This is a genomic window from Natronocella acetinitrilica, assembly GCF_024170285.1.
GTDB lineage: Bacteria > Pseudomonadota > Gammaproteobacteria > Nitrococcales > Aquisalimonadaceae > Natronocella > Natronocella acetinitrilica.
The window spans coordinates 215,679-242,659 of record NZ_JALJXV010000003.1 but is presented as its reverse complement, the minus strand read 5'-3'; the positions used below and the strand labels follow the sequence as shown (position 1 = coordinate 242,659).

Below are 26,981 nucleotides of genomic sequence, written 5' to 3'. Positions count from 1 at the left end.
CATTGACTTTAGTTTATTTTCGTGTATAATAAAAACACACTCGGCGGAGGCATCACCATGGCGAACAGCGAGCGCACTGCAACGGGCTTTCTTTACGTTGTCCCTGCTTCCAGCGAGCGCGGGTCGGTCTATGCGGGCAACCAGTGCCCCGTACTCCATTTTTCGACGGTGCGCGCGCTATCGCGCTACCGTGATGGCCTCGATCTGACCCCCCGGCGGGATGTCGGACTGCTCAATGCGCGGCTCGAGCTGGTCCACCTCGAGCCCTGCTTCTCCCACGTCGCCGCTGATCTCGACGGCGCCATGGGCGGCACTGTCATTGCCCTCGCACGCTCCTGAGGCGCCGTGGGTGGAGCCCCTCGCCTTCGCGAATTGATCAGGGGCCTTGTCGCCTGACTGCGCCGCTCCCTCGAGCGCGGACTCTCCGAGGCGACCCAACGCGCCACGCCGGTGTCGTCCCTGCCTCGGCGGAGATGTGTGCTCGGTCCCGTGACGTGGCGCAGGGGTGTCCGCCTTCTTGTCGCCTTGGCTCGCCCGCCCTCCCTTGTGCTGGTGCCTGCGCCGCCTTCGCCCTATACTGTACCGTCACTGCTGGAGGTGAATGATGAAACCCTCAATCGCACTCGCCGCGAACCGCAGCACGATCAGGCAGGTGGTTGCCTCCCACCGAGCATCGAACGCGCGCGTCTTCGGCTCGGTGCTTCGCGGCGAGGACAAGGATGGTAGCGACCTCGACCTTCTGATCGATACGACCCCGGAAACCACCCTGTTCGACCTCGGCGCCATTCGCCACGAGCTGATCGAATTGCTGGGCGTGCCTGTGGATGTTCTCACGCCGAATGCGCTGCCGGATGACGTGCGCGCTCGCGTGATCTCTGAGGCTCGACCGGTATGACTCGGGATGGCCAGCGCCTGGCTGACTATCTGGCGCACATTCTCGAGGCAATCGATCGCATCGATCGCTACACCGACGACATGGACGAGGAGGCGTTTCTGGATAGCCAGTTGGTCCAGGACGCCGTCATCCGCAATATTGAGATCATTGGCGAGGCCAGCAATAACATCCAGAAGCGCTACCCCCAGTTTGCCGCAAGACACCCACGGCTCCCTCTCTCCTCAGCGTACCAGATGCGCAACATCGTCGCTCACGGCTACTTCAAGGTCGATTTCGCAATCGTGTGGCGAACGATTCAGCACGAGCTGCCGGACCTCTACCGCCAGATCCAGGATCTTCCGGGGCAGGTTCCGGGGGGAGATCACGACGCCGAACACAAGCCCTGATCGTTGCCCCTTCGACCTCCCGTAGGGCAGGAACTCAGGGCCGGGGGCCTGGCCCTGGGGAGTCTGCGCCGCCAGCTGACAGTGGCCCGGCAGGCGTGGTATCTTTTGGGGACAATAAAAACAAGGAGGTGCTTATGTCGAGAACCTACCGCAGTCCCGCTGCCGCCCAGGAGTCGCACCGGCGCATGCGCCATCTGCCGGTCCACCGCAGTGCGGAGGACCTCGCCAGGGGCGTGGAGGAGGCCATGGCCGAGCCCGCGCTGCCGGTCGGGCGAACCCGCCCGCACCGGGTGGTGGGCGTCAATCGCGAGCGTGCCCGCGCCAACCCCGACAACCAGCCAAACACCTGGTCCGACCTGCCAATCGCGGCCGCCCGGGAGGCGCTGCGAAACCCCCGGGTGCCTGGCGCTGTCCGGCGGCGCGAGCGCATCAGGGTCGACGACGAGCCCGCACCCGGGCTCTAGCAACAAGCCTCTCCCGCACCCGCACGGCCGGACAGCCACCGGCCGTCGCGGGCGGCTGCCTGCTTGACGTTTTTATTTATTTTTGATATATTATGTAAGCAAATCTGCTTCAGAGGCACCCTGATGGCCAACGAGATCGGCCTGTCCCGTCCGGGCGATGAGCGCGTCTCGCGCCAGGCGCGCACACAGATGCTCGAGCCGGGCAGCTACTGGCGCAGCAAGGTGGCACTCGCCCCGATAGATCCCGGCCACCGGGAGATCGCCGCTGGCACGGTGCTGCTGCTTGCGCGCATCGACTACTTCGAGGGGCTGCCCCATACCATCACCCTGGCAGCGCACCCGCTCTGGGGCAAGGCGCCGGACCTGCCCTTCCTCACCGACGCCTTTCTCGATTGCTTCGAGCCAGCGCCGGACGGCGAGGCCGTGCGCGCCCGCGAGATGGCAAGCCTCCAGGAGGAGATCACCGCACTCCAGCAGGAGATGCTGCGCGGTCAGCACGACCCCGCGGTGATGGCGCCCGCCATCGCCGCGGCGCTCAGGACCGAGGCCGCTGCCAAGGGTGCCTCGCCCGAGGATGGGAAGGGTGCCTCGCCCGAGGATGGGAAGGGTGCCTCGCCCGAGGATGGGAAGGGTGCCTCGCCCGAGGATGGCAAGGCTCCCGCGCAGGCGACCCTCCCGGCGCAGGCCCACGACCACGCAGTGCGCCAGGTCCGCGGTGCCGCCCACCGCGACCTCGGCGGGCTGCTCGCCAGTCGCCCCGACGATGGCGATCTCGCGGCCCTGCGGGAGGCCGTCAACCACCAGGCGGTGATCGCACGTGCGAAGGCCGACTGGATCAAGGCGCGCACCGAGGCCATCGCCGAGAAGCTTGCCACCATGTCGGGCTTTTTCTCCGAGCAGGCCGCCGCCGCACTCGCCCGCACCAGCGATGCCCGCGCGAGCGCCGAGTCGCTCCTTGAGGGGCTCGCCTCGCTCGATCTCTACACCGGCAAGTGCGTGCACACCACGCGCCTTGCAAGCGGCGCGGCCGCGGGTGCCGATGAGCCGCTCACCCTCATGCAGCGCAAGCTCTTCATCGACGAGGAGCTCGCCGCCTGGATGGATGTCGCCGAGGACTTCGACGCGGGCTCAATCGCGGCCTTCGATCAGCGCCTTGCCGAGGAGCCCGGGCTTCGCGATCAGCTGCTGCCGGCGCCACGCTGCGTTGTCTCCTGCGCTATTCGCCGCCGCGATCTCGACTACGGCGACCCGTTCGCCAGTGTCGCGCGCAACGCCGCCAACGCCCGCGTCTTCCTGCTGGTGCGTAACGGCGAGAACCTCTACCGGGTGACAAGCGAGTCGCCAAGCCATGAGGCGGCCGCGCGGCTTTTCCCCACCCATGACGAGCATGCGCGGATCTTCCGCGGCATCGACGGCTCACGCATTGGCCTCAATGACGTGCGCTTCACCCGCGCCAACCGCCGCTCGGCAAGCCTCTCGCTCCACTACCAGCGCTTTCTGATCCTGCTCTGCGGGCTCGATCACCGCGAGCACCTCTTCGGGCGCTTCTACCCCGAGGCCGAGGCCGGGCAGTTCCTGCGCCTTGACTTCCAGGCGCGCTACTTCCGCTTTGTCGCCGATGACGAGTCCGATCGGCTGCTGGGCGACGCCCACCCGAGCGTCGAGGAGTACATCGCGGGCTGCAACGCGGGCGTGCAAAGCGGCTCGCGCGTCTTCTGCTACTACCCCGATCTGCTGACGCCGGAGAACGCGCCCGCCTGCGCGCGCTACGTGAGCGGCGAGCGCTCGGTTGCACTCGATGTCCTGGCCTCACCCGCGCGCACGGTGGGACTCCACGTGGTTTCGCGCCACCAGGGGCGCTTCTGCATCAAGGTGCCCGTTGTCCGCACGCGCTGGCGCGAGGAGGGCGCGCAGACGACGTTCAACGCCCGGGTGAGCCTGCCAGAGCCCCCCGGTGCGGGGCTTGGCGCGGGCTATCTCGGCCTCGATCAGGCGAGTGCGCCGATGCTCCGCCACTACATCGAAAACCGCAGCGCGCGCACGGCGCACACGGCCTACATCCGCCTTTTCAAGCACGCCCTCGCCGCCCTCGAGGCCGATGCGCGCGCCGAGGCCGACAGCCGCGCCTGCCTTGCCCGGGCTGCGCGTGAGGCAGGCCTTGGCACGGAGGCAGCACTTGTCGAGCACGTCGATGCAGCGATCCGCGCCTGGCGCGTTGCCAACCGCGGCGCTCCGCTGCCCGATGCCTGCGCGCTGCGCGCACTCGCCCCGATTCTCGACCAGGTGTATACGCTCTCCCATGCCGCCTCGCTCGCCGAGCGCATCGAGACGGCGGCAGACGGCGCCGGGCTGACGGTGCTTCGCCTGGCGGTCACCGGCAAGGGGCAGATTGCGCTCTACCACACGCTTGAGCCGGATCCCCGGGTCGCCGCCCTCTACCCCTGGCGCTGGGTCGGGCGCAGCCTGGTGCGCCCTGGCAAGCGCACGATCGCCTTCGCGCCGCCGACCACGGCGTGGCTCAACGAAACGGGAGATCCCGCCGAGACCACGCTCAAGGACTACCCGGCGATCGACGCCTGGGCACAGGCCGGGCGCGCACCGGCCGACCCCCGCGTGATTGCAAGACTCGCAGCCGACGCCGACGACCAGGTGGCGCGCTTCGATGAGCGCTTCGCCGCAGAAGGCATCGAGTCGACCTGCTTCGAGTCACTCTACCGTGCCTTCCACAGCTGCCTCTACAACGGCAAGGGCCGCTACGTGCCGAGCACCCACATTCGCCTTGCGCTCGGCCTTGTCGCCGAGCGCGGCCGGGGGATGCGAAGCCTGGTCCTCCGTGCCCGCGCCGAGCAGTGGCTGATGCACTTTGGCAGTGCGGCGCAGCGCGCTCGCACCCGCAACGCCTTCCTCGGGATCTACCGCGATGAGGCGCATGCCGAGGAGCTCCTCGACGCCCCGCTCCAGGTCGGCCTGTGGCTCCATCCGCTTGCCACCGATGCCCCGATCACGATCACCGATCAGCACCTTGGCCTGGCCATCGCACAGCGCCACAACGCCCTGCCCGCCGATACCCTCGAGGCGCTTCGGGCACGCGTCGGCGAGGCCGAAGGGCTCCTCATCCCCGAGGCGCTGCCCGCCCTGCTGACCCGGCTCGGTGAGGCGATGCAGGCCGCGCGCGCTCAGCACCTCGCTCCGGGCAACCGGTAAGGATCGCTTACCAGTTGCCGCCCAGGCGCGGTGACGAGCGCCGAGCGCATTGACTTTCTATTTATTTTCGTTATAATAAATCAACTGCTGAAATCGCCCGGAGCGCTGGCCATGACCGAGACACCGCTCGACCCGCGCATCGGCCTGCTCGCAAGCGGCCGCCATTACGCCTACCCCCAGGGGCATGCGGCGGAGCCCGTCATTGGCACCCGCGAGGAGGTCGAGGCGGCGCTTGGGCTTCGCATCGCGGCTCCTGCCAGCAAGCCCGCTCGCTCGCCAGGCGGTCGCGCGAAAGACGCGCCCGCGCCGCTTCGCCGCTTTCGCGTGGTGGTGCGCTTTGAGTATCCCGCCTGGGATCTGCACGAGGGCATTGCCTATGAGGGCATCGAGGCGGTGAGCCGCGCCGAGGCCAATGCCATCGTCCGGCGCCGTGCCCGGGATGACGGCCACCTTGGCGTCGGACAGGGCCGGGCGTGGCTGACGGCGACGGAGGAGGAGTGATTCGCGCCGCGCGAGCGCACGGCCGCACCGTGCGCCGTCGCCCGAGCGTCTCGACACGCGCGCCCGGAGATGCTACATCCTCCCCTTGAGCGCGTTGCACCGCAGGCGCAACACCCGATGGCCCGCGAGACAAACAGGCAGATCGATGCATGAGCACGCAGCGCCGATGGTTCCAGCAAGACCGCCTCGCGGTGGCCACCATGGCTGATCCCGACAAGACCGCCCCAGTCACGCCCTGGCGCGCGCTCCCGGCAGCCGCGGCATTCACCGCGGCCCTCCTGCTGACCCCCGCCAGTGCCATGGCCGAGTGGAGCAGTGGCGTCGCGCGCGACCGCATGGACGACACCGAGACCCCCTATGCCCGGGTGCGCTCAGCCCCTGGCGAGCCGCCTGCGCGTCTCACCGTCGTCTGCGCCTCCGGCATCCTCGGCGTGACGGTGGAGAGCGCCACGTTCGCCTTCGAGCAGACGCTCGACGTGCGCTACCGCTTCGATGATCTGCCAGCGCAGCAGGCCGCCTGGTTTACCGGGCGTTCGCCGCACATCGCTCACTCGGGCGGCGACCGCGCGCTCGTGGCCGGGCTCGCCCGCCACAACCGCTTTCTCCTTGAGCTTCGCCCCCGCCACGGCGCGCGCCAGGTGATTGAATTCTCGCTCGCAGGCTCCGCACGTGCCATCGCCCCGGTGGCAGACGCCTGCCCGGCGGCTGAGAGGCCACCGGCAGCCGACTACGCCGACTCCGCCGAGGCGAGCGCCTACTTGGAGTGGCTCGGGGGCTATTTTCAGCGCCACCGGGAGTACCCCCGGCAGGCCGAGCGCAGACGTGAGGAGGGCACCGTGGTGGTTCGCTTCACGGTCACCGAGCGCGGCGACATTACCGATATCGAGCTCCTCGAGTCCTCGGGCCACCCGAGGCTCGACAACGGCGCCCTCAAACTCCTGGAGCGCCTCTCCCCCCTGCCGGAGGCGCCGGCGCACACGCTGCATAATCTACGCATGCCGGTCGAATACCGGCTGCGCTAGTAGTTTACCGAATGCAGATGGATCGAGAACGAATCGCCACGCTCCTCGTAGTTGAGTATCACATAGAGCTGCTCAGAGCGCATGTAAGACTCCATCTCCCGAAACTCGACGGCATCATAAAATTCCTCCCTCGCAATCGAATACCTGCTTCGCTCGCGAAAGAACCACCAGGCCGCCTCCATTCTCTGATCCAGTATCTCCTCGCGAGAGCGGTACGGCGGGGAACGGGGAGGGGGCTCCCCGACAAGCACCGCCGCCGGGTGGATGCTCGTGCAGGCGTAGAGCCCGCGGATCAACGCCTCATAGTCCTGCATCGGCCGATCGCCGGGCACGCCTCGATAGGACCACGTACAGCTATAGCTGCCGCCGTCTGCGTCATGCAGCACGGAGCAGCGCGTCGCGTTGCCAAGGACGAAGTCTGCCCTGTCATCCCGATCGGCGCGGATCGTGCGAAAGTTCTGTCGCTTGGCCTCGAGCAGCGCGTCCACATCGCTGCAAAGGCCGCTCGCAGAAACTGGCGTGCCCGCCAGCAGCGTGGCCGCGGTCACTGCCGCCGCCGCAAGCCCACCTGTCCAACCCGCTCGACCCCTCATGCGATCCGCCTCCGCACCTCACCCACCCCAGGGGCCACGATAGCGGGCATTCAACCAGCACGACCACCCCCATTTGGGGGGTAGGTGCGCGGCCTGGCGCAGGCGCCTAGTGGCGGGTGGGGGGCTTGATCAAGCCGTTGATCAACGCGCGGCCCAGTGCCTGGGGCGTGTAGCGCGCGGGGTCGACACCGAGCAGCGAGGCGTGGAAGTCGTGGGCAAGGGCAAGCGCCTCACGGTCGGCAAAGAGCGCCTGGGGCGGTCCGGCCAGCACCGCGAGCTCGGCAAGGGAGTGCTCAGCGTAGGCGGCCGCGCGCTGATCCAGTGACTGCAAGTCCTCCTGGCGGCTCTGGGCATAGAGCGCCTCGAGCAGCCTGCCGAGGAGTTCTGTCGCGCGCAGCACCCGAGCCTCATCGCCACCCACCGCCCGCACCACCACCTCCTCGGCCGGCACGCCCTGGAGGGCTGCTTCCGTGAGCGGCAGCGCGACGACCAGTGCGGCCACCGCCTCACCACCCTCGCGCAGCACCAGCACGCCGCGGCGCGCGGCGATGCACGCCTCAATCTCCTCAAGGAGCCCCTCATCGAGCGCCGCTGCGACCTCGAGCAGCGCCTCGAGGCTCTGCACCGGCTCAAGTGTTGCGCCACGGACCGAGAGGCTCCCGGCCTGGTCGGTCCACGTCCAGCGCGGCTCGTAGTCGAGCAGCCCACTCTCCGAGAGTTTTGAGAGGAAGCGCCCACGCGCCCGCCGCCAGGCCTCGGCAAGCCCCAGCATCCCGGCAAAGCCGCGCGAGGCGGCGAGCGCCGGGCCAATGACCGCGGCGACATCGTCCGGCTCGTAGTAACCCCAATCCGTCTCGAGCGCCGGTGCGACAAGCTCCCGCGACAGCGCCCCGACATAGGCCGAGACCGCATCGGGGTCGACGCGCTGGGGGCGGAAGTCGAGGAAGTCGCCCAGTCCGGCGCCGGCGCCAAGGAGCATTCGCAGGATGAGATCCTCCTCGCCTGCGCCGGCGGCCGCCTCGTCGCGAGCGGCGAAGGCAGCAGCGATGCGCCGGCAGCGTGCGAGAATGGAGAGGAAGAGCTCGGCGCCCTCGGCGTCCCCTGGCTCCGGTAGCCAGGCGGGCGGCAGGCGCACGCCCAGGCGATAGGCAAGTGGTGAGAGGCCGAGCGAGCTCGCCCGCCAGCCAAGGCCGAGCAGGCGTCGCAGGCATTCGGGGTCAGCACCCTCGGCCGCCTCGCCGGCGAAGTGGCGGACGATCACCTCGGCGGGCACACCGGCTGCGAGCAGATCGAAGGCCTCGCTGTCGACGAGCGCATCACCCACCACCCCCGGGTGCTCGGCGAGGCGCCGCCAGATGGCGTCCTGGGCCTGCTGGGGCATGATCAGCGCGAGGTTCGCATCGGCCACCTCAAGCCCATGGTCATCGAGCATGGCCGCAAGCCCCGGCGGCTCGGCGGCATGACGCGCCTCGGCAATCACCGCGCGCACAAGCCCCCGGGCGTGGTCGGCGACAATGAGCGCGGCAAGCCCGCGGACAGCCACCGGATCGGGAAACCTGCCCTCGAGCCGGTCGAGGAGATCGTGCACGCCGTCCGGCTCCAGGCTTGCCGGTGTCAGCGTCGAGGCCGCGGCGCTCGCAAGCGCATGGAGCCTGCCATGGATCGCCTCGAGCGTTGCCGACTCGTCAATACTGATCTCAAGGCGCAGGCACGCCCCGGACGTCAGGACAACCAGTGCCTCGCGCAGGTCGCTCCCGGCCCCGCTCTCTGGCTCGCCCTCCCCTGGCAAGGCTGCCCGCACCGCGATCACGCGGTAGTTGCTGTCAGCCGGCGCGCTGAGCGCGAAGCTCTCGCGAAGCGCAATGGCGCGCGCGGCATCGGACGCGATACCGTGATCGCCTGCGAGAACCTCTATCGTCTTGACGAGTGTACTTTCCACGACTCCCTCCGCCTTGCCGTCCTGCCCGCCGCCTAGTCTCGCCGAGCTGGCCGCCGCGGTAAAGGCGCAATCACGATCACCCCGGGGAGCGCTCTTGCTCGCCACGGGGTGGGAGGAGTTTCGTGCAGCACGCTGTTTTTGTGTCATGCTGCCATATTATATACTTCTTATATTAATTGTCAAGCGCCGATGAGGCCCCGGCGCGCACGCCACGCCGGGGCACGGGTCGGTTACTGGCAGGCGAACTGCTCGACATGCACCAGGTGGCCGCCGCCATGTCCGAAATAGACCCCGCCCTGGGGGCCGATACGGATGCCATTGACGTTGCCGCCACTGGTGAGGTCCGCCTGCCAGACGAGCGCGCCGGCGGGATCGAACTTCGCTGCCCAGGCACCGGCGGCGGCGTAGACATTGCCGTGCGCGTCGATGCTCGCGTCCTCGGCCCGTGCGGGCGTACCTTCGGCGAGGTGCGCGGAGAGGAGCGCCCCGTCGGCCGCGGCATGGCGGCGCACCCAGAGCGCGGTGTCGCTCTCGCGGCCAACGGTGAGGAGATCGCCATTGGGCATCACGCGAAGATAGTGGGCGTTAGCGACAGCCGCCGTTCGCCAGAGCTCATCGATGCCGGTTCCATTCTGGCGGAGCTTCACCAGCCCGCCGCTCGCACCACTGCCGAGCACGTAGAGATCCCCCGCGTCATCAAAGGCCATGGCCGCCTGGTTTGCGATTGTGCCGCTATACGCCGCAATCACCGTGCCGCCTGGGTCACGCAGCTGCACCCGCGTGGCGTTGGTGAACGAGGAATGGGCAATGCGCCCATCGGCGCTCGCCGCGAGCGCGTAGGAGTCGCCGCTGATGCTGAGGCGATAGTGCTGGACGCCGGTCTGCGGGTCGAGCTTGCGAAGCCGCGCATCCCACTCGATCGCATAGAGCATGCCGTCCGGCCCAAGCGCGGTATCGACGACGCGCGAGTTCCCCTGGGAGTTGTGCCAGAGCCTTGAGCCGTCCGGGCCGACCGCATAGATATCGCCCGTGGCGGTGCCATAATAGGCGACACCGCCTGCGTCGATCACCGGTCGATAGCCGCGCGTCCCGTTGCCGACATGACGCCAGATCTCCTCGGCCTCAAGCCCATCGCAGACCTCGGCGAGCGAGTCGTCGACCGCCGCCTCCTCCTCGCCAGTGGTCGGCGCGCCGGAGGAAAGCCCCTTGACGGTGGAGACAAGCCGATACTCTCCCGCCTGTGCACTCGCCGAGAGTGCAATGAGGGAGGCAAGCAGTAGAGCTGAGAGTTGTTTGTGCTGCATACGTCACCTTTCTTGTTGTTGTTTCGTTAAGCCTGCAACCAGGCGAAACGCCCGCTCTTCTCTTTCCTGGGCGGAGCCAGGCCGGCCTCGCTAGTCCTCGAGGCGCTCGATCACGACATAGCCATGGCCGGCGTTCATCTCCGGGGCAACCACGCCGACCTCACCGGTATAGGCCGGGTGCACAGCACCCGTGGCATCAAAGAAGCCGCCGTGGGTGGCCGCGCTGATGAAGAGATCCGAGATGAAGCTCCCGCCGCCGCCAGAGGAATAGCCCCGACGATTGGCCCCGCTAACACCGCCTCCGCCACCACCCGAGTAGCCCCCGCCGCCACCACCATGGTTGGTTGCGCTCCCCGAGCCGCCGCCACCGAACCCACCACGATGCACGCCGTTGATCGCGCCCCCTCTTGCGCCATCCATAAAGGATTCGCCGCCGCCGATGAATTCAGAAACGCCGCCACCAAGCAGCCCGCCCCCACCCCGGGCGCTGCTGGACGCGCCGCCCCCGAGAGCGTTCTCGCCGCCGGCGCCGCGCCGCATCAGGGACCCGGAAGCCTCGCCTCGCGCGCCCGACGTGGTCAGCCGACCGTTGAAGTTCTGATTGAATTCCGCTCGCTGGCTATTGCCTCCACCTGCACCGCCGGCAACAAGCAGCGGCTCGGCGCCATCAATGACCACAAACGTGCCGCCACCACCGTTCATATTGCTGGAGCCGATCTGGCCAACCGCCATGTGCAGCTCGGTGCCTGCGGCAAGGAAGACCTCCCCGGCCAGCACAGCACCCCTGCGATTGGTGGTGGCTGCGGCAGCAGCGCCTGCTGCCTCCAGCCGGTAGAGCCCGGACTCGGGAACCACCCAGCGCTGGATGCCGCCATCAACGCTGTAGAGCGCGGCGTCCTGCGCCCAGTCGGCCTGATAGGCTGCCTGGCAGAACTCAAGACTCGGCCCAAGCCCGCCGGTCTGGCCGCAGTTCGTGAAGGTGTGCGAAGTGAAGCTGTAAAGTGCAGGGCCTGTCGGGGGCGAGGGGTCATCGCCTGGCGGCGCCTGTGGCGCACCCTCCTCGACGGACGTCGGGGCCTTGAGTCCCGGCTGGCTCACCACCAGGCGGAAGTCTGCCGCCGTTGCGATTGACACCCCCAGCGCGAGGGCAAGGCCAAGCAATGCCACTGTTGCGATGCGGCGCGCGCGCGAGTCTTCCATGCCAACCCCTCCATGGGTGCACTATTATTTTTCTATAAATTAAGTGTGCCACCAGGCTTGCGCAATCGCAAGCCCCCATCCCGGGTCAGGGCGCGAAGCCCGCCTCCACTTCTCCGGGGCGGCGAGCAAGCGCCTCGGCATGGGCCAGGTGCGCACGGGTGATCGCCATCAGCGCCGGGTCGGCGCGATCCATCACCGCGAGCAGCGCCGCCTTCTCCTTCAGGTAGACGCGGGCAAAGTCTGGATCGTGGGTCGCGATCGAGCTGGTGTTCGAGATGAGATCGGCGAGCTTCACCGTCTGCGCATCCGCCGGCGCCCTCGCGATGTGCGCCCGGTCAAGCGCCTTTCGCGCCGCGCGGTTGCCATCCGCCGGCCGGGAGACGTCGGTGAGCCAGCCAACCAGTTCGGCCACCTCGCCGCCGAAGTGCGCCTCGATCTGGTCGATGCCGACCTCGGTATCCTCCACCACATCGTGGAGCCAGGCGGCCGCCACCATGGCCTCGCTGCCACCGGCGGCTGCCACGATCCCAGCCACCTCGGCGAGATGCTTCCAGTAGGGCTCGCCGGTGTACTTGCGCACCTGCGCGCCATGCGCGGCCACAGCGAACTGCATGGCCGAGAGTGTCGGGGGTGTGCGTGTGGTCATGATGGCCTCCAGATTATTTAATAATTGTACAATTAAATAATCCGTTTGTCAAGGCGCGCCGCCCGCCGGGGCCGGCGGCCCCGTGCTGTGCGCCGACAGCTGGGCGGGTGCCGGTCTCCTAGACCCGCATCTCCCGGGCAATGCAGTCGGCATCAATGCCACCGCGCGATGTCAGGCGCAGCGAGCGCGAGCGCCCGAAGCAATTGATATCAAGCCCGCAGGTGACCGGTGGTGAGAAGCTCACGTAGCCCGCGCCAAGCAAGCTTCCCGGCTCAAGCTCGAGCGCCTGGCAGAGGCGCTTGTGGGAGAGCGCCGCAGGGAAGATGACAGCCTCGCCGCTTGGCGTGATGAGGTATTTCTGGTGTTCGCGAAGCGCCATGATGCGCCCTCCTGGTCGTGTGGCGAGTGAGCGCATCCGGCTCGCCCGTCGTCTGTTGTCTGTTGTCTGTTGTCTGTTGTCTGCTACAGCCTGTCGGACTGCCCTGCAGCGGACAGCACCTCTTCGATCAACACCTGCGCAAGCGCCGCCACATCAAAGGCCGCGGCAAAGCGCCCCTCGTCCGCGGCCGGCTCAAGACAGGCAAAGCGCTCGGCGTAGACGCTGCCAGGCAAATGTAGCAGCGCGCCGTGGCGCGGGACCTCCGGGCGCGCCACGATGTGTACAACCGCCTCGCCGCGCTCCGCCTCCACCACGCGGCGTCTGATCACCCGCCCGAGGAGATCCGCCTCGGCGCTCGCAACACGGCAGCGCTCGGTGAGGATCAGCCCCCAGGCATCGGGCCGCACCTGGCCGTTGGCAACCTGCCGTGGCCGCGCAAAGGTGAATATCCCCTGGAGGCCATCGCCCTCGCCCGCGACACGCCGCACCTCGCCTGCACCGATGCGCTCAGCAACCGCCGCGCGCCCGATTTCGTAGCGCGGCGCGGCGAGATCGGCATAGAGCACGGCCGCACGCGCCTGCCCTGGTGCATTCGGCAGTGGCTCGCGCAGCAGCGGCAGGCCGATCAGCGCCTCGCGATCGCGGGGGTGCGCGAGGAGATAGACTGCCGGGTCCGGCAGGTAGAGTGCGACACTGCGTGTTGAGCGCAGCACCTCGCCTTCAGTCATGAGCTTTGTTGCGGTGGTCATGGGAGACCCTCCGGTGGCGCGGTCGATGCCGCGCGCGTCACATGGCGTGACTCTACGGCTTTTTTTATTAGTTGTCTATTATTTAAATCAGCAGGCCCGATACCCCGATCAGGCTTGACTTTTTATTTATTCTCGCTATACTATATCGACACGTTGCAGCCGCGTGCCACGCTGGTGCCGGCGGCTTTTGATCAGGCAACTCCGGAGCGCTCACCCCATGGCCACATCCGCTGACGTCCTGCAGTTCTACCCGACGCCCGCAGCACTCGCCCGCCACGCCTGGTCGCTCTTCGAGTCCCGGGAGTTCATCCGGGTGCTCGAGCCGTCGGCCGGCACGGGCGATCTGGCCGATCCGGGGCGCGCTGAGCTTGCCGGCATGCGGCAGGCGGCGATCGACTGCGTCGAGTACGACATCGAGCGCCACGCGGTGCTGCGCGAGAAGGGCTATCGGGTGGTGGGCCATGACTTTCTCGCGCTTCGCGATGGGGCCATCTACTCGCACATCATCATGAACCCGCCCTTTGCCTCCGGGGCCGCCCACGTGCTCCACGCCTGGAAGATCCTCTACCACGGCGAGATCGTTGCGGTCATCAACGCCGAGACGCTCGATAACCCCTGCACCCGTGAGCGCCAGCAGCTCGCCCGCCTGGTGGCCGATCATGGCCGGGTCGAGTACCACGATGCAGCCTTTCTCTCCCCGGAGACGCAGCGCAAGAGTGCCGTTCGCATCGCGCTGGTCTGGCTGAACAAGCAGGCTGCGAGCGCCACCGACGTGCTCGGCGATCTCCTCGCCGATCTTCGCCGCGACAGGGCAAGCGCCGAGGACTGGGCGCAGGCGGGCGACACCGGCGAGGCGCAGGCGCTCATGCTCCCGGAGCGCTTCATCGAGAACGTGGTGCTCGCCTTTGATGCCTCCGTCGAGGCGGCGAAGACCATGATCCTCGCCGAGGCGCGATTCAAGAACTACCGCGCGCTGGTCGGCAAGACCATGGCCGAGGCCAATGGCGAGGCCGGCAGAGGGGTCGATCAGCGGGACAGCGCCTATGTGATCAACCGCCTGAACGAGGCCTACGGCGAGCTGAAGGACCGCGCCTGGACCGCGATCCTGCGCTCGACCGATGTCACAAGCCGCCTCTCCTCGGCCGCCCAGAAGCGCCTTGAGGCGCAGTTCGAGGACATCAAGCAGATGGCCTTCACCGAGTCGAATATCCGCGGCTTTATCTGCGGCCTGGTGGCGAAGCAGGGCGAGATCCAGGTCGACATGGCCTGCGATGTCTTCGATGAGATCATGCGCTATCACTCCGATAACCGCGCCTACTACATGGGCTGGCGCTCGAACGACCGCCACCGCACGCTTGCCATGCGCATCAAGACCACGCGCTTTGTGCTGCCAGGCTTTCAGTACTGGCCCTTCGGCAGCGGGCTTGCCTGGGAGAGCCGCCGACGCCTGGCCGACATCGACAAGGTCTTCGCCATGCTCGACGGCAAGCTCACCCCGGAGGTGGGGCTTGCTGATCTCTTCGAGCACCATCAGCGCGCCCTTGCCAATGGCGAGCGGCTCCAGGCGAGCTACTTCGACGTCCGCTACTACAAGGGCCGGGGTACGATTCACTTCTTCCCGCGCTCAAAGACGCTGGTCGATCGCCTAAACCGCCTGGTTGGCCGCGAGCGCGCCTGGCTGCCCGAGGATGCCGAGCAGGCCCACCCCGATTTCTGGGCGCAGTACGAGGCGGCCGAGAAGATGACCAAGACCGTGAATGCGGCCATCGTCGAGCGCCAGCGCGGGCACTACCACAACCTGCTCTGGATGGCAGAGCATGGCCAGGACGACGACCGGGCGCGCGCCATGGAGCTGCTCGGCGAGGCCATCACCGAGGCCGTCGGTGCCCACGGCTTTGAGCCAGAGACGCTGCTCGAGGCCAATCCGGCTCGCCCGCGGCTCACCGCCAGCCGCTAGACAAGCCCCGACGCCACCCCGGGTGGGAGACTGCCCGGGGTATTGACTTTTATTTTAAAACCCTTATAATAATTAGAATCAGTCACGACGAGGTGTCCATGTCACAGGGTCTCCCGCAGGAAACACGTCAGTACATCCAGGAGCTTGAGCGCCTCTGGGATTTCGTCTCCGACATGGTCGAGGGCGGCCGACTGAGCGAAGAGCTGGTCCCTGATGATTACCAGGCGCTCGTCTCACAGATGAGCGAGCGCTGCGAGCCGGCCCGCCTTGCCCACCAGGGGGTGCCCCATGGCGAATGAGGGCACCGCGCTTGAGGGTGTCACGTCCAGCGCCGGCGCGCTGGTGGTGATGCGCGTGCCCTGGTTTACGGCGGATGAACACAAGGCGTTCCAGGAGTGGGTGTCCGGCCGCGTCGGGCACGGCCTTGCCTCGTGGATCCCGGCCGGCTATCGCTGCACGCAGACCGAGTTCCCGGACATCTTCGTCGGCGTCGACCCCGGCCTCTCGGGCGAGGGCACCGACGCGGAGATGCCAGAACACTACTGGTCAGCCGTGGTCGAAGCCGCCCGGGCGCACGGCCAGGGCCACAACGGCCACCACATCATCGTCTGGATCGGCCCGGCGGAGTGAGTGCCAGGCCGAGCGAGCCACCCCGACACTGACGACCCCCGGGCCGCACGCCCGGGATGCAACAGGAGCAGGCAACCATGAATACCACGTTCACCCCGACCCATATCCACCGCAAGGGCGGCAAGTACCGCGTCCTGCATCGCGGGCTGCTCGAGGCAACGCTTGACCCGGTTGTTGTCTACCAGGCGGCCGATGGCCTTGTCTGGGTGCGCCCGGCCGCCGAGTTCGACGACGGGCGCTTCACGCCGATCGACAGCCTCGAGGATGACGCCGACGACTGAAGCGCCGCAAGGCCTTCTCGCGGCTGCCGATTGACTTCTATTATATTTTATGTATAATAAAGTTATCGGTGACGGGAGAAGGCCATGCTGGTGAGCATTGATGGTGTGCAGTGGAGAGTCCTCGGCGTGGGTGCCGAGGTCGATGATCAGGTGTATCTCCACCTGGCGAGCACCACCGAGTTCCGCGAGCAACGAAACGGCCGCGTCCCGCTCCAGCACGCCGACTTCTACCCGATCAGCGCTGTCGGCGACCGCGCGACACTCCTCGCCGCCCTGGCCGCCGACCCAGGGTGCTGAGGCTCGATCCGGGATGGTGCTGGCAGGGCGATGTCAGGAGAGGCCAGGCTCGCTGCTCTCACCACCACCTGGCGCTCGCCGCCCTCTCCCATGGTCACGTGCCACCAGCGCGAGGAGCTGCTCGGGTGCGTAGACGGTATAGCCGCCTGGCACCGCCGTGCTGCTGATGATGCGATGGCACCCCTCGCCGCGCGGGATCATGCCGATGTAGGGGCCGGCCAGATAGCTCAAGGGTGCTTTGGCAGCCGCACGCTGATCGGCGATCACCGCCATCAGGAGGCCCTTGTCCCGGAAGTAGGCCCCGCCGAGCGCACCTGCCATGACCTCGAGCAGCGCGCTCACCTCGCGGTTGCTGCGCTCTCGCACATTGATGAGAAACGGGATCCTGATCGGACCCTCGTGCGGGACCGATGCTGGCTGCTCTGCTGACATGGCGTGCCCTTCCCTTGCCCTGGCGGTGTTCGGCCATTGTTTGTGGGTTTATTTTATCACGAACGCCGGGGCGCAAGTCACGCTGGAGTGATTGACTTCTTTATTTATTTATGTATAATTAAATGAATCCAACCGAGGAGCCCTACCCGTGATCCAGACTCTCGCCACTGCCCAGCGCCTGATCGATGTCTTCCGCTCGGTCGACCCCGAGTTCTCTCCTGGGATGATCGCCTGCTTTCTCACCATCGCCCGGTTTGATGGAATCTCCCAGCACCAGATTGCCGAGCGCATCGGCCATCGGCCGGCGTCTGTATCGCGCTTCTGCGCGATGCTCGCAGAGTACGGCCGCGGCGGCAAGGCAGGGCTTCGCCTGATCACGATCCACGAGTGCCCTTCTGACCGCCGCCTGCGGGAGATGCGGCTGACCCCGAAAGGGCAGGCCGTCATCGAGAACATCAACCATGCACTTGCGCCGCAGACACTGAGTGCCGCCTGATCTGACAACCACGGAGGAGTGTCCAACGCATGAGCGCACAAGCAACCCTGCACGAGCAAGTCATCGATGCCCTGGTGAATGACCTGGTCGACACGCTCACCAATGACCGCGGCATGCGCTATGCGATCGCCAGGCAGGGCCATGGCGGCTTCAATGAGATGGGGCCGGAGGGCCTTGCCCGAGCGTTTCTTGACGCAGGCCTTAATGAGCGGGCGCAGGACGCGCCGCTTGGCCGGGTGCTTGAGCACCTGCCCTCAGAGGCCCCCGTCGAGGCGCTTGGCGTCGCACTGAAGACATCCCTGCTGACGGAGGCGCGTCGCGAGACTCTGCTCCGGGAGATCGCCGATCGGCTGATCAGCGCCTGGGATCTGCCCGATGGCGTCAGCATCAAGGAGCGCGGCCCGGCCCTGCTCGAAGGCGGCACGGATGAGCCGACGCTTGTCGCAACAGCCTACCTGGAGGATGCCACGCGCGTGGAGGGTGAGAGCCGCCGCGCCACCTTCCGCGTTCGCTTCGCTGGCCCGACGGGCCTGGTCGTGGATGCGGTCCTCCTTGCCACGGACACCGGGGAGGAGGTCGGCAGCGCGCCCTGAGCCACCTGACCCTGGCCCGACACCCCGCCGGGCCAGGGAGGGCCACAAGGCTTTTGGCAGACGCCGGCCGCGCGATGATGCACCTGCGCGCCCCTTCCCATGTAATTCACCCCCATTTGGGGGGTGCCCCCGGCACCGCGCCTCGGTACGCTGTTCCATGGAGTCTCGGGCGGGAGGGGTCATGGCAGGGATCAGGTGGAGACAGCATGCACTGGCAGTAGCCCTCCTGGCCGCGCCGCTTGGCGCATCGGCCATCACCTGGGATATCAACCGCACGGAGGCCGACACCATCGTGCGCAATACCACCGACCACCCCTTTGGCAGCATCGTGCGGGTGCTCACGGAAGCCATCACCCTGCCCAACGGGGATCGCGTAGTATACGCATGCACCGGCACACCGATCGGTGACCGGCTGATCCTCTACGCCGCCCACTGCCCGAAGCCGGGGATGAGGCGCAGCACCATGGAGCTCCCGCTTGAGGGCAAAGAGCGGCTGGTCATCCATGGCAACGTCTATCCCGCACCCGGGTACGATCTCTCCGTCAACCCCTGGGAGCAGCGCCATGTTCCCGACATTGCGTTGCTTCACCTCGATCAGCCCCTGCCACCGGAGATCAAGCGCTTTACCATCGGCGACATCTCGTTCAACCCCCACGGGCTCATGATCGATCAGGTCGGGTATGGGCGCTCTGGCACCGGGCAAACCGGTGCAGCGCGCGATGCCAGCAGTACCGTCAAGCGGCATGCGCGAAACGAGATCGATCGTGTTGAGGCCGAGGGCAACTACCTGGCCAGCGATTTCGACGGGGGGCGCCTCCTCCCCTATCAGTACTGCCTGCGCACCTGCGGTGACCCGGGCGACCCCGGGCCGGGCAGTACGCTTGGAACCAATGTGCTTGGCTCCCCAGGACTTGGCCCCTGGGAGGGGACCGTCGGACGGGGAGACTCCGGAGGGCCCGCACTCTTTAACCCCAGTACCGCCCTCGCCTACGGGCTTCAGCACTGGGAGGAAGACGTCCCGATTTATGTGAAGCTCGTGCCGAACGAATACGTGATCGTTGGCGTCACCTCGTATGCGTACCGGCCGGTGAGCGGCCCCTGGTCCTCCTATGGGTCACTGACCTATCATGCCAACCCCTACGTGCTCCTGGACTGGATCCGCACATTCGATGGGGGAGTCCAGGCTTCCGCCGTCATCAACACCGTTGAGCGTGCACAGGCGCCGCCCCCGGAGGGCGACTTCATGCCGGTAAACCTCCCGGAGCCGGTTGCGCCAACGGAGGACGCGGCGCCCGACCCCGTTCTTGCCAGCAGCGTGCAGGAGCTCGCCGCCCCGCGCCTCTCCCATCCGCTGCAGGACCAGGCCGTTGCGGTCGGCGAGACGCTGGAATGGCACCTCCCGAAGGACCGCTTCGAGAGTCCATCCGCGCTCACGTTCCGGGCAAGTCTCTACCCCGATGAACCGCTGCCTCACTGGATGGCCTTCGATCCGCAGAGCGCAACCCTCCATGGCGTCCCCGGCCACGACAGCGACGAGCGCTACTGGGTGCGGATCACTGCCACCGACAGCAATGAAGCCGAGGGCATCGCGGTCTTTGCTCTCAATGTCTCCGGCCAGGATCCCTCGCTGATCGGTCCACCGGACAACGGCGCTCCAGCCGGCCCGTCTCCCCCTGACAGCGAGGCAGACGACAGCGTGGCCGGTGGTGATGGGGATGGCGGTGCCTCGGGGAGCGCTGGCAGTGGCTCCAGCAGCTCCGGGGGCAGCTCCGGTGGCGGCTGCTCGGGAAGTATCGCATCCCGGCATGACCCCCTCGCCCCGGTGGTGGCACTCCTCCTCGGGCTTGCCCTGGTGCGCCAGCGCGCCGCACGAAAGTCCGACTAGGCTAAGCAGCACCAACGCAAACGGCCCGGGCGTTGCCGCCCGGTCCGATCAATGATGATCAGGCGCTCGCGCCTTCACCGCGCCTGACCAACTCGAACATGGCGTAGTTCGGCGCATGGAAACCCGCCAGCGGAATGAACTGGAACCCGTAGCCCATGGAGCCCAGTTCGCGCTGGTACTTGGCGACGATGGTGTCGCCCAGGTTTTTCTTCCAGTTGAACGACGGCGAGCAGTTGCAAGCGAGCATCTTGTCCGGGTAGTCCCGCTTGATGGCCTCCGCGGACTTGCGGGCTAATTCCAGGTCAGGTTTGCCGGGCAGCCACAGCCGGACTCTTGCTGCTCCCGGAACTGCACCCCATGGCCCGGTGATCAGCGGGGCGAACGCCCCCCCATACCCTGGTCGCAAGGCGCTGCGTGCCGATGGGGAACGGATCAACTGCTTGCCGCTATGCCCGTAGGGATGCGCGAATCATGCCTCGCGCCTTCATTCGTCTGCGCCTTGCGCACGAACGCGATAATTTGTATTCTTGAAATTAAACAAAGTGGATCGATGCGCAGGGCGCAGGAGGCGGTATGGGTGGGGCTCGGGTTTTCCGTGTGGCGGGGCGGCTTTCCGTGCGCACCGGTGTTGGTGTTCTTCTCTGCGCGCTGCCGCTCCTGGCCGCTGCCTCCTACACGTTTCTGATTCCGATGAAGGGGCTCACCGCGCCCGGCGGCGCTGAAGGCGAGGGGCAGGAGCCAGGCGACGAGGGTCCTGGGGACGACGGCAGCCTTGCCTGCGCGGAGATCGACATTGGTGAGACCTGCGTGCTTGATGGCGCCGAGGTCTTCTATGCCGGCGACAGTCAGGGGCGTCGCCTCTTCTTCGCTACCGCTGGAGAGGGCACCCTTGCCTGGCGCACCACCAACAACAACACCCCTGGGACCGACGGCACGGCCGATGGCCTACTCAACACCGAGGCAATGCTGTTCCATTCCCTGACCGCGGGCACCATACACCCCGCGGCGCAAGCCTGCCGGGCCCGCGGCGAGGAGTGGTTCCTGCCGGCAAGAGAGCAAATCCAATTGCTCGCAGCGCCTGTTTTTGGCGAGGATTCCCTGGCACGCGCAGACGCCCTGTCTGCCTTCGGCCTTGGCAGCACGCTAATCTGGTCATCGGTTCAGGCGAATAGCGGCAATAGCCTGCGCATCAGCCCTACGAGTGGCGGCCAAAGCACGACCAGCAAGAATACGCAAGCGCCGGTCCACTGCGCCCGCCATATTGAGGCGCCTCGCCACCTAGTGAGCACGATCTCCGGCCCTGGCGGCAGCATCACACCGATGAGCATCAGCGCCTACACAGGTGCCCGTTACGCTGTTGCCGTGACGCCAGAGCCAGGCTTTATCGTCGACACGGCTGAAGGCTGCGGCGGGTCGCTGAACCAGGGTCTTTTCTCCACCGCGCCGATCACGGCTGCCTGCACGGTGAGCGCCACCTTCCGCCCGGCGCATGTCGCCGCCTGCACTGACGCCGACCCCGGCCAGACCTGCACGCTTGACGGCGAGACCGTCATTGCCGCAGGCGAGCTCGACGGCCGAGGCATCTTCTTCGCCTCAAGCGATGAGGGAGTGCATCAATGGAAGACACACAACAGCAATACTCCCGACACCGATGATGCGCGTGACGGGATGCTGAACACCGAGGCGATGCTCTTCGACATCCTCCAATCAAGCGGCCGCCCGCACCCCGCAGCCGAAGTCTGCCGGGCACGAGGCGAAGAGTGGTTCCTGCCAGCACAAGATCAACTTGCCCTGCTCTCAAGCGACGCCTTCGGCGCAACCGCCGCTGATCGGGCAGACCGCCTCTCGGACATCGGATTGAGCGGGCCAGCCGACATGCACTGGTCCTCCTTGCAAGTCACAAATCAGGTCGCCAGGGTGGTTCGTCCGCACTCCGGTAGCACTCTGAACCGGGATAAGAACGGAGACGAGCGCGTGCTCTGCGCCCGCCACCTCGAGACTCCCCGGCACCCGATCAGCACCGAGGCGGGCCCTGGCGGGAGCATCGCGCCGGAGAGCATCAGCGCCTACACAGGTGCCCGTTACGCTGTTGCCGTGACGCCAGAGCCAGGCTTTATCGTCGACACGGCTGAAGGCTGCGGCGGGTCGCTGAACCAGGGTCTTTTCTCCACCGCGCCGATCACGGCTGCCTGCACGGTGAGCGCCACCTTCCGCCCGGCGCATGTCGCCGCCTGCACTGACGCCGACCCCGGCCAGACCTGCACGCTTGACGGCGAGACCGTCATTGCCGCAGGCGCGCTCGACGGCCGCGGCGTCTTCTTCGCCGCGAACGATGAGGGCGCCCACCGCTGGAAGTCACAGAACACCAATACTCCCGACACCGATGATGCGCGTGACGGGATGCTGAACACCGAGGCGATGCTCTTCGACATCCTCCAATCAAGCGGCCGCCCGCACCCCGCAGCCGAAGTCTGCCGGGCACGAGGCGAAGAGTGGTTCCTGCCAGCACAAGATCAACTTGCCCTGCTCTCAAGCGACGCCTTCGGCGCAACCGCCGCTGATCGAGTAGGCCGCCTCTCGGACATCGGATTGAGCGGGCCAGCCGACATGCACTGGTCCTCCTTGCAAGTCACAAATCAGGTCGCCAGGGTGGTTCGTCCGCACTCCGGTAGCACTCTGAACCGGGATAAGAACGGAGACGAGCGCGTGCTCTGCGCACGCCACCTCGAGACCCCCCGGCACCCGATCAGCACCGATGCCGGCCCCGGTGGCAGCATCGCGCCGGAGAGCATCAGCGCCTACACAGGTGCCCGTTACGCTGTTGCCGTGACGCCAGAGCCAGGCTTTATCGTCGACACGGCTGAAGGCTGCGGCGGATCGCTCTCCCAAGGGGTCTTCTCCACCGCGCCGATCGCTGGTGCCTGCACGGTGAGCGCCACCTTCCGCCCGGCCCACGTCGCCGCCTGCACTGACGCCGAACCCGGCCAGACCTGCACACTCGAGGGGGAGACCGTCATTGCCGCAGGCGCCCTCATCGGCCGCGGTGTGTTCTTCGCCGCGACCGATGAGGGCGTGCACCGATGGAGAACGGTGAACAGCGGCACGGCAGGGGATTATGATACCCGTGATGGCGAGGCGAACACCGCCACCATTCTCGCCGCGACAGGCACCCACCCAGCGGCGCTCGCCTGCGAGGCCCGTGGCTCCGCCTGGTTCCTGCCGGCCAGAGAGCAGCTTCAACTGCTCGCGACGGACTCCTTCGGGACAACCACCGCCGATCGCGCCGATCGCCTCCAGACCATTGGGATCAGCAATCCGAGCACCGTGCACTGGTCGTCGGAACAGGCAACGAACACCGGCCGTGGGATTCGCGTAAACCCGGTGACGGGCAGCGTCACCACGGCCCCAAAGGCGGACTTCCACTCGGTCCTCTGCGCGCGCCACCCGTAGGCGTTATGAGCGAAAACCAGAGGGGCGGCACCAGCCGCCCCTCGCTCCTTCTGCCAGTCGCCCGTGCTCCCGCCTAGCCAGGCAGCACCACCACGGTGACCGCATTGCGCTGTCCATCGACACCCGCAAGCTGCTCTTCGACCACGGGCTCGATCCGTGACCAGTCACCCCTGGCAAGCCCTGCCCCGATCATCGGCAGGCCGATGCGAACACCCTGGTACGCCTGGCCAATCTCACGCATCACCGACGCGATCGCCCCATAGTCGACATAGACCCGATTCGGGTCACGACCATAGTCGAACTGCGTGTAGGCGTTGACCACCAGAAGCTCGCCGCCGCAGGCGGTTCTGACCGTCGCAAGACTGTAGCTGCCGAGTTTCTCACGTGCCCCGCGCGCCGTGCGGCAATCGGCCGCATAGACCGCAGGCCAGCGCGCTCTTAGCGCCCCGGCAACCCCCGAACCCATGGTGTGAAAGCAGTTGCAGCCATGGATGATCAGATCAAAGGCACCGCCATCGGCGAGTGCCACCAGATCCCCTTCGCGATACGAAAGCCCCTTGACGACCTCGGATTCTCCCATTCACCCCTCCCGGTTTGCAGAATCGGCCCGCGCCAGCACGCGGGCCGCGTGCCCCGCCTAGTCCTCCAGGCGCCCCAGCACGTAATCCCAATAGCCTACCCGCGTGTCCTCGTTTCTGACCTCATAGGCCCAGTCGCTGACCGGCACCTCGGGGTGCTCGCCCCAGACGCCACCGAACTGCTCCGCCAACGTGCGTGCTTCTTCAGACATCGTACGCTCTCCCGTGACCTTCTACTTATTATAGTGTTTATTATTTACATGTCAAGCACTCATGCTGCCAGGCGGCCGATCGCGAGCCGCCTCATGCCGGCTCGACCGGCAGCACCAGCGCCTCGCCCTCCGACACCTCGAGCCCCTCCAGGGTGACCGTGGCGGGTCCATCATAGAGCTCGCTGAATGCCGCGGCGAGAAGGCCCGTGACCCTGGCCATCTCACCGCGCACCTCGTCCTCATCAGCGGGCTCATCGCCAAAGCCGAACACCCCGAGATCAAGCAGGCTCGGCGCGTCGATTGCGAAGCGCACCGTGCTGATCCCCACCGACTCGTCGCCCGCGATCGAGACCAGGGCGCGATCGCAGCAAAATTCCGTATCCAGCCACAGCGCAACCTCGGGTCGGCAGGAGGCTGCGTCAAGGCGCGCATCCCAGCGGGCGTCGATCACGGCCGCGCGCGCCCTGGTGGCGTCCGCTGCAATCACGACCAGCCGCTCGGCGGCGGGCGTGCGCTCGCCAGTCCCGGTGTCGACGGCGAATAACTCGGCAAAGTATCGCATGCGTGTCATCCTCGTTACCTGGGGCGCGGCAGGGGCCGCGCCTCTTCGGTGCTCAAGATCGGGGGCTCGGCGCCGCCAGTCAAGATCGACCAGCCTGCCGGGTCCTGCGAGCCCCCTGCCCGGACTCAGCCGCTGACGCCTGGCCCCTCGGCGGCGTCATCGATCCGGCGGTGGCGCGCCGGGTCGATCACGAAGCCATGGCGGCTTCTCGTCTCGTACTCCTCGCGTGCCACCAGGAAGGTGCGCTCCTCGACATCACCGCGCACACCACCGCGGGTCGCGATGCAGTGCACGCCATCGGCCTCCCCCAGTGCGGCGATCACCACCCAGTCCTCGCGGTGGCGCTCATGAAACTGCTCGCCATCCCGCTCGACCGACTCGCCAGGCGCCAGCGTGCGACCGGTTGCCACCTCATAGCCCGCCGGGAAGTAGTTTCTCACCACCCCCCAGGCTTGCTCGCGCAGCGCATCAATGGCCTCGGCACTTGCCTCGCCCCGCTCGCTTTGCGCGGCGGCAAACTCCGGCGCAAAGTGCGCAACGACAATCGCCGCCTCGCAGTCCTCCTCATACCAGCCAGACGCCCTGCGAAGCGCCTCCGGTATCAGGCGGTTTCTTGCCGCATCGAGCTTCATGCCGCCATGGCTTGCGGTCGACACGACCCGTATGCCATCGGCGATGGCCCGCACCGTCTGTGCCTTGCCCCAGGGTGTCCGCATGATGATTCTCTCCCGCCTGATTGATTTATTTATTATACTGTTTATCAATTAAAAGTCAATCCCCAGCGCTCGCGCCATGCGGTTGACATGCCTTTATTATTTTGTATACTAATACAATCTGTTACAGGAGGCCGCATGGCATACACCACCCTGCATTACGCGAGCGCCCGCGGGCACTGGCAGCGCGCTGGCGCGATGGGCGAGTCGGCAGGACTGCTGCTTGGTCGCACGCAGACCGGCGGCGTTGCGCTCGAGGCCCTTAATGAGCACGCCATGCCGGCGCGCTGCCGCGTCCATCTGCCCGATGACAGGCCAGGGCTGAGTACGCTCCTGCACGCGCTGTGCCTGGTCAGCAACCGCATGACGGCAGGTGCCGCGCAGGCCGAGGTCGAGCTCTGCCACCCCTCGCCGGCGGGCGGCAGCGCCCACCATCGGCTTCGCATCGAGGCGAGCCCGTCACTGCTCGCACTCTGCCCGATCGCGCCGCAGTCGGGCGCCGTCAGTCAGCGCATCGTGATCCCCCGCGGCGAGGCCGAGATGGGCTGGCTCCTGCGCGCGATCGAGGGCCTCCTGCGCCCCAAGGGCGTGCGCCGCAGTGATATGATTAAAGCTAAACTAACAGGAGAATTCCATGAGTCAGACACCGGACGTCAAGAAGATACTCGACGTGGCAGAGCTTCTTCGCGCCTCCCTCACCCTCCCCGCCGGCTTCCAGGAGCCCGTCTCCGCCGAGCCCAATGGGCCACTGGCAGCGCTGAACGGGACCTCGCCTGATGTCACGCTTCGCATCGAGGGCATCAACTACCTCAGCTCCCTGCGCAAGGGCTATGCGAGCTATGACTCGGGTGAGGATGATGGGATTGAGCCCTACGCCGAGCAGGCCGTCGACGAGAGCGATGCCAGGGTCACCGCGCTCATCCATGCAGAGGGCGCTGGCGCGCCGATCGAGTACACGGTCGACCCGGACGTCCTGTTCCGTGACGAGGCGATCGAGTTCACGCTCTCGGACAGCGATGTCGGCACCCTTGAGATCAGTGGCCGGGACCTGGTCGCCCAGGTGCACGACCTCCTCGCCGCGCGCTCTCTGACGCGCGCTGCGACGGTGCGCGCGGTCGGCCCAACGGTGCTGCTTCGCGGTCACGCCATCGATGATGCCCGCTCCGTCCATGCGGCCGTCGACACGCAGCCGGCAAGCCCCGCCGGGGATGACAGCAGCCCCCTTGAACTGCGCCAGGACTTCATCCGCTTCCTGGTCGATCGCCTGAACGGCCCGCGCGCACCAGGCTCGCACCTGCCGATCCTCCTCGATGAGGCCGAGACGTTCCTGATCGAAACCGGACGGGTCCCCGCATCGAAGGTCGAGGAGACGGCCCGCTCGCTTGGGCGTGATCTTGCCGACGGCCAGGATCCGGCTGCCGTCGCTGTACACTTCGGCACAGCCAACGGCTATGGCGTTCGGGTCGAGGCTGACGTCCTGAAGCGAGAGCGCCTCGCGATCGACCGCGCCGACGTACTCTCGATCCTCGCCACCCAGGCGGCCATTGAGCAGCATGAGGCAGAGCGATCGTCTGACGCGACCCCTGGCATCTAAGCCATCGCGCGCCCCTCAT

Annotated in this window: 31 protein-coding genes; 17 read left to right on the top strand and 14 right to left on the bottom strand. The window is 66.9% G+C overall.

The window, feature by feature from the left end; translation table 11 throughout:
- The first annotated feature begins 57 nt into the window (after nt 1-57).
- From J2T57_RS07110 to J2T57_RS07080, 7 genes are all read left to right on the top strand, one after another.
- Complete coding sequence (locus tag J2T57_RS07110; protein WP_253476273.1) at nt 58-339, top strand: hypothetical protein; 282 nt, start codon at nt 58-60, stop codon at nt 337-339.
- Between the two features lie 265 nt (nt 340-604).
- On the top strand, nt 605-895 hold the full coding sequence (locus J2T57_RS07105; protein WP_253476799.1) for a nucleotidyltransferase family protein: 291 nt from the start codon (nt 605-607) through the stop codon (nt 893-895).
- Nucleotides 892-1,281, top strand: a complete 390-nt coding sequence (locus J2T57_RS07100) for a HepT-like ribonuclease domain-containing protein (protein ID WP_253476271.1) — start codon at nt 892-894, stop codon at nt 1,279-1,281. Before J2T57_RS07105 ends, J2T57_RS07100 begins: the two co-directional genes overlap by 4 nt.
- A 134-nt stretch (nt 1,282-1,415) precedes the next feature.
- Nucleotides 1,416-1,745 carry a hypothetical protein gene (locus J2T57_RS07095; protein WP_253476270.1) on the top strand — a complete coding sequence of 110 codons (330 nt, stop codon included), beginning with the start codon at nt 1,416-1,418 and terminating at the stop codon, nt 1,743-1,745.
- Nucleotides 1,746-1,868: 123 nt separating this feature from the next.
- Nucleotides 1,869-4,949: a hypothetical protein gene (locus J2T57_RS07090; protein WP_253476269.1), complete on the top strand. Its 3,081-nt coding sequence runs from the start codon at nt 1,869-1,871 to the stop codon at nt 4,947-4,949.
- Between the two features lie 111 nt (nt 4,950-5,060).
- A complete protein-coding gene (locus J2T57_RS07085; RefSeq protein WP_253476268.1) occupies nt 5,061-5,450 on the top strand; it encodes a hypothetical protein in 390 nt (129 codons plus the stop codon).
- Between the two features lie 149 nt (nt 5,451-5,599).
- Nucleotides 5,600-6,472: an energy transducer TonB family protein gene (locus J2T57_RS07080; RefSeq protein WP_253476267.1), complete on the top strand. Its 873-nt coding sequence runs from the start codon at nt 5,600-5,602 to the stop codon at nt 6,470-6,472.
- On the opposite strand, the gene J2T57_RS07075 is transcribed toward J2T57_RS07080, so the two are convergent.
- The 7 genes from J2T57_RS07075 to J2T57_RS07040 form a co-directional block, all read right to left on the bottom strand.
- On the bottom strand, nt 6,469-7,065 hold the full coding sequence (locus J2T57_RS07075; protein ID WP_253476266.1) for a hypothetical protein: 597 nt from the start codon (nt 7,063-7,065) through the stop codon (nt 6,469-6,471). The two genes, J2T57_RS07080 and J2T57_RS07075, sit on opposite strands and share 4 nt — an antisense overlap.
- 106 nt (nt 7,066-7,171) lie before the next feature.
- A complete protein-coding gene (locus tag J2T57_RS07070) occupies nt 7,172-9,151 on the bottom strand; it encodes a hypothetical protein (protein WP_253476265.1) in 1,980 nt (659 codons plus the stop codon).
- A gap of 83 nt (nt 9,152-9,234) precedes the next feature.
- On the bottom strand, nt 9,235-10,308 hold the full coding sequence (locus J2T57_RS07065; RefSeq protein ID WP_253476264.1) for an outer membrane protein assembly factor BamB family protein: 1,074 nt from the start codon (nt 10,306-10,308) through the stop codon (nt 9,235-9,237).
- A 90-nt stretch (nt 10,309-10,398) separates the two neighbouring features.
- Nucleotides 10,399-11,508, bottom strand: a complete 1,110-nt coding sequence (locus J2T57_RS22170; RefSeq protein ID WP_301289206.1) for a hypothetical protein — start codon at nt 11,506-11,508, stop codon at nt 10,399-10,401.
- 85 nt (nt 11,509-11,593) lie between these two features.
- A complete protein-coding gene (locus J2T57_RS07050) occupies nt 11,594-12,154 on the bottom strand; it encodes an HD domain-containing protein (protein WP_253476260.1) in 561 nt (186 codons plus the stop codon).
- A 118-nt stretch (nt 12,155-12,272) separates the two neighbouring features.
- Complete coding sequence (locus J2T57_RS07045; protein ID WP_253476258.1) at nt 12,273-12,533, bottom strand: hypothetical protein; 261 nt, start codon at nt 12,531-12,533, stop codon at nt 12,273-12,275.
- Nucleotides 12,534-12,616: 83 nt separating this feature from the next.
- Nucleotides 12,617-13,282: a hypothetical protein gene (locus tag J2T57_RS07040; RefSeq protein ID WP_253476256.1), complete on the bottom strand. Its 666-nt coding sequence runs from the start codon at nt 13,280-13,282 to the stop codon at nt 12,617-12,619.
- 217 nt (nt 13,283-13,499) lie between these two features.
- Between J2T57_RS07040 and J2T57_RS07035 the strand changes: the two genes are divergently transcribed.
- The 5 genes from J2T57_RS07035 (at nt 13,500) to J2T57_RS07015 (ending at nt 16,447) form a co-directional block, all read left to right on the top strand.
- A complete protein-coding gene (locus tag J2T57_RS07035; protein WP_253476254.1) occupies nt 13,500-15,239 on the top strand; it encodes a DUF4942 domain-containing protein in 1,740 nt (579 codons plus the stop codon).
- A gap of 98 nt (nt 15,240-15,337) precedes the next feature.
- Nucleotides 15,338-15,538 carry a hypothetical protein gene (locus tag J2T57_RS07030; RefSeq protein ID WP_253476252.1) on the top strand — a complete coding sequence of 67 codons (201 nt, stop codon included), beginning with the start codon at nt 15,338-15,340 and terminating at the stop codon, nt 15,536-15,538.
- The gene (locus J2T57_RS07025) at nt 15,528-15,869 is read left to right on the top strand and encodes a hypothetical protein (RefSeq protein WP_253476250.1); all 342 of its coding nucleotides are present in this window, start codon (nt 15,528-15,530) and stop codon (nt 15,867-15,869) included. The genes J2T57_RS07030 and J2T57_RS07025 overlap by 11 nt, the downstream gene beginning before the upstream one ends.
- A 77-nt stretch (nt 15,870-15,946) precedes the next feature.
- A complete protein-coding gene (locus tag J2T57_RS07020) occupies nt 15,947-16,150 on the top strand; it encodes a DUF1653 domain-containing protein (RefSeq protein ID WP_253476248.1) in 204 nt (67 codons plus the stop codon).
- A gap of 84 nt (nt 16,151-16,234) precedes the next feature.
- Nucleotides 16,235-16,447, top strand: coding sequence for a hypothetical protein (locus J2T57_RS07015; RefSeq protein WP_253476246.1), 213 nt, complete (start codon nt 16,235-16,237; stop codon nt 16,445-16,447).
- A gap of 33 nt (nt 16,448-16,480) precedes the next feature.
- Here the strand turns inward: J2T57_RS07015 and J2T57_RS07010 are convergent, their stop codons facing one another.
- Nucleotides 16,481-16,879, bottom strand: a complete 399-nt coding sequence (locus tag J2T57_RS07010) for a hypothetical protein (protein WP_253476244.1) — start codon at nt 16,877-16,879, stop codon at nt 16,481-16,483.
- A 148-nt stretch (nt 16,880-17,027) separates the two neighbouring features.
- On the opposite strand from J2T57_RS07010, the gene J2T57_RS07005 reads away from it, so the two are divergent.
- The 3 genes from J2T57_RS07005 to J2T57_RS06995 all read left to right on the top strand — a co-directional run bounded on the left by J2T57_RS07005 (nt 17,028) and on the right by J2T57_RS06995 (nt 19,853).
- Nucleotides 17,028-17,375, top strand: a complete 348-nt coding sequence (locus J2T57_RS07005) for a MarR family winged helix-turn-helix transcriptional regulator (protein WP_253476242.1) — start codon at nt 17,028-17,030, stop codon at nt 17,373-17,375.
- Between the two features lie 29 nt (nt 17,376-17,404).
- A complete protein-coding gene (locus J2T57_RS07000) occupies nt 17,405-17,968 on the top strand; it encodes a hypothetical protein (protein WP_253476240.1) in 564 nt (187 codons plus the stop codon).
- 181 nt (nt 17,969-18,149) lie between these two features.
- Nucleotides 18,150-19,853, top strand: a complete 1,704-nt coding sequence (locus J2T57_RS06995; RefSeq protein WP_253476238.1) for a putative Ig domain-containing protein — start codon at nt 18,150-18,152, stop codon at nt 19,851-19,853.
- 58 nt (nt 19,854-19,911) lie between these two features.
- On the opposite strand, the gene J2T57_RS22565 is transcribed toward J2T57_RS06995, so the two are convergent.
- Complete coding sequence (locus tag J2T57_RS22565; protein WP_253476236.1) at nt 19,912-20,289, bottom strand: beta/alpha barrel domain-containing protein; 378 nt, start codon at nt 20,287-20,289, stop codon at nt 19,912-19,914.
- 137 nt (nt 20,290-20,426) lie between these two features.
- Between J2T57_RS22565 and J2T57_RS06985 the strand changes: the two genes are divergently transcribed.
- On the top strand, nt 20,427-23,303 hold the full coding sequence (locus J2T57_RS06985) for a hypothetical protein (RefSeq protein ID WP_253476234.1): 2,877 nt from the start codon (nt 20,427-20,429) through the stop codon (nt 23,301-23,303).
- 73 nt (nt 23,304-23,376) lie between these two features.
- Here the strand turns inward: J2T57_RS06985 and J2T57_RS06980 are convergent, their stop codons facing one another.
- The 5 genes from J2T57_RS06980 to J2T57_RS06960 form a co-directional block, all read right to left on the bottom strand.
- Complete coding sequence (locus J2T57_RS06980) at nt 23,377-23,883, bottom strand: macro domain-containing protein (protein WP_253476232.1); 507 nt, start codon at nt 23,881-23,883, stop codon at nt 23,377-23,379.
- A gap of 57 nt (nt 23,884-23,940) precedes the next feature.
- The gene (locus J2T57_RS06975; protein ID WP_253476230.1) at nt 23,941-24,093 is read right to left on the bottom strand and encodes a hypothetical protein; all 153 of its coding nucleotides are present in this window, start codon (nt 24,091-24,093) and stop codon (nt 23,941-23,943) included.
- A 91-nt stretch (nt 24,094-24,184) separates the two neighbouring features.
- Entirely contained in the window at nt 24,185-24,655 is a 471-nt protein-coding gene (locus J2T57_RS06970) for a hypothetical protein (protein ID WP_253476228.1), read from the bottom strand.
- A gap of 125 nt (nt 24,656-24,780) precedes the next feature.
- A complete protein-coding gene (locus J2T57_RS06965) occupies nt 24,781-25,371 on the bottom strand; it encodes a DUF7007 domain-containing protein (protein WP_253476226.1) in 591 nt (196 codons plus the stop codon).
- A 108-nt stretch (nt 25,372-25,479) separates the two neighbouring features.
- On the bottom strand, nt 25,480-25,773 hold the full coding sequence (locus J2T57_RS06960) for a hypothetical protein (protein WP_253476224.1): 294 nt from the start codon (nt 25,771-25,773) through the stop codon (nt 25,480-25,482).
- A 229-nt stretch (nt 25,774-26,002) separates the two neighbouring features.
- Between J2T57_RS06960 and J2T57_RS06955 the strand changes: the two genes are divergently transcribed.
- Nucleotides 26,003-26,962, top strand: a complete 960-nt coding sequence (locus tag J2T57_RS06955; RefSeq protein WP_253476222.1) for a hypothetical protein — start codon at nt 26,003-26,005, stop codon at nt 26,960-26,962.
- Nucleotides 26,963-26,981: the final 19 nt, after the last annotated feature.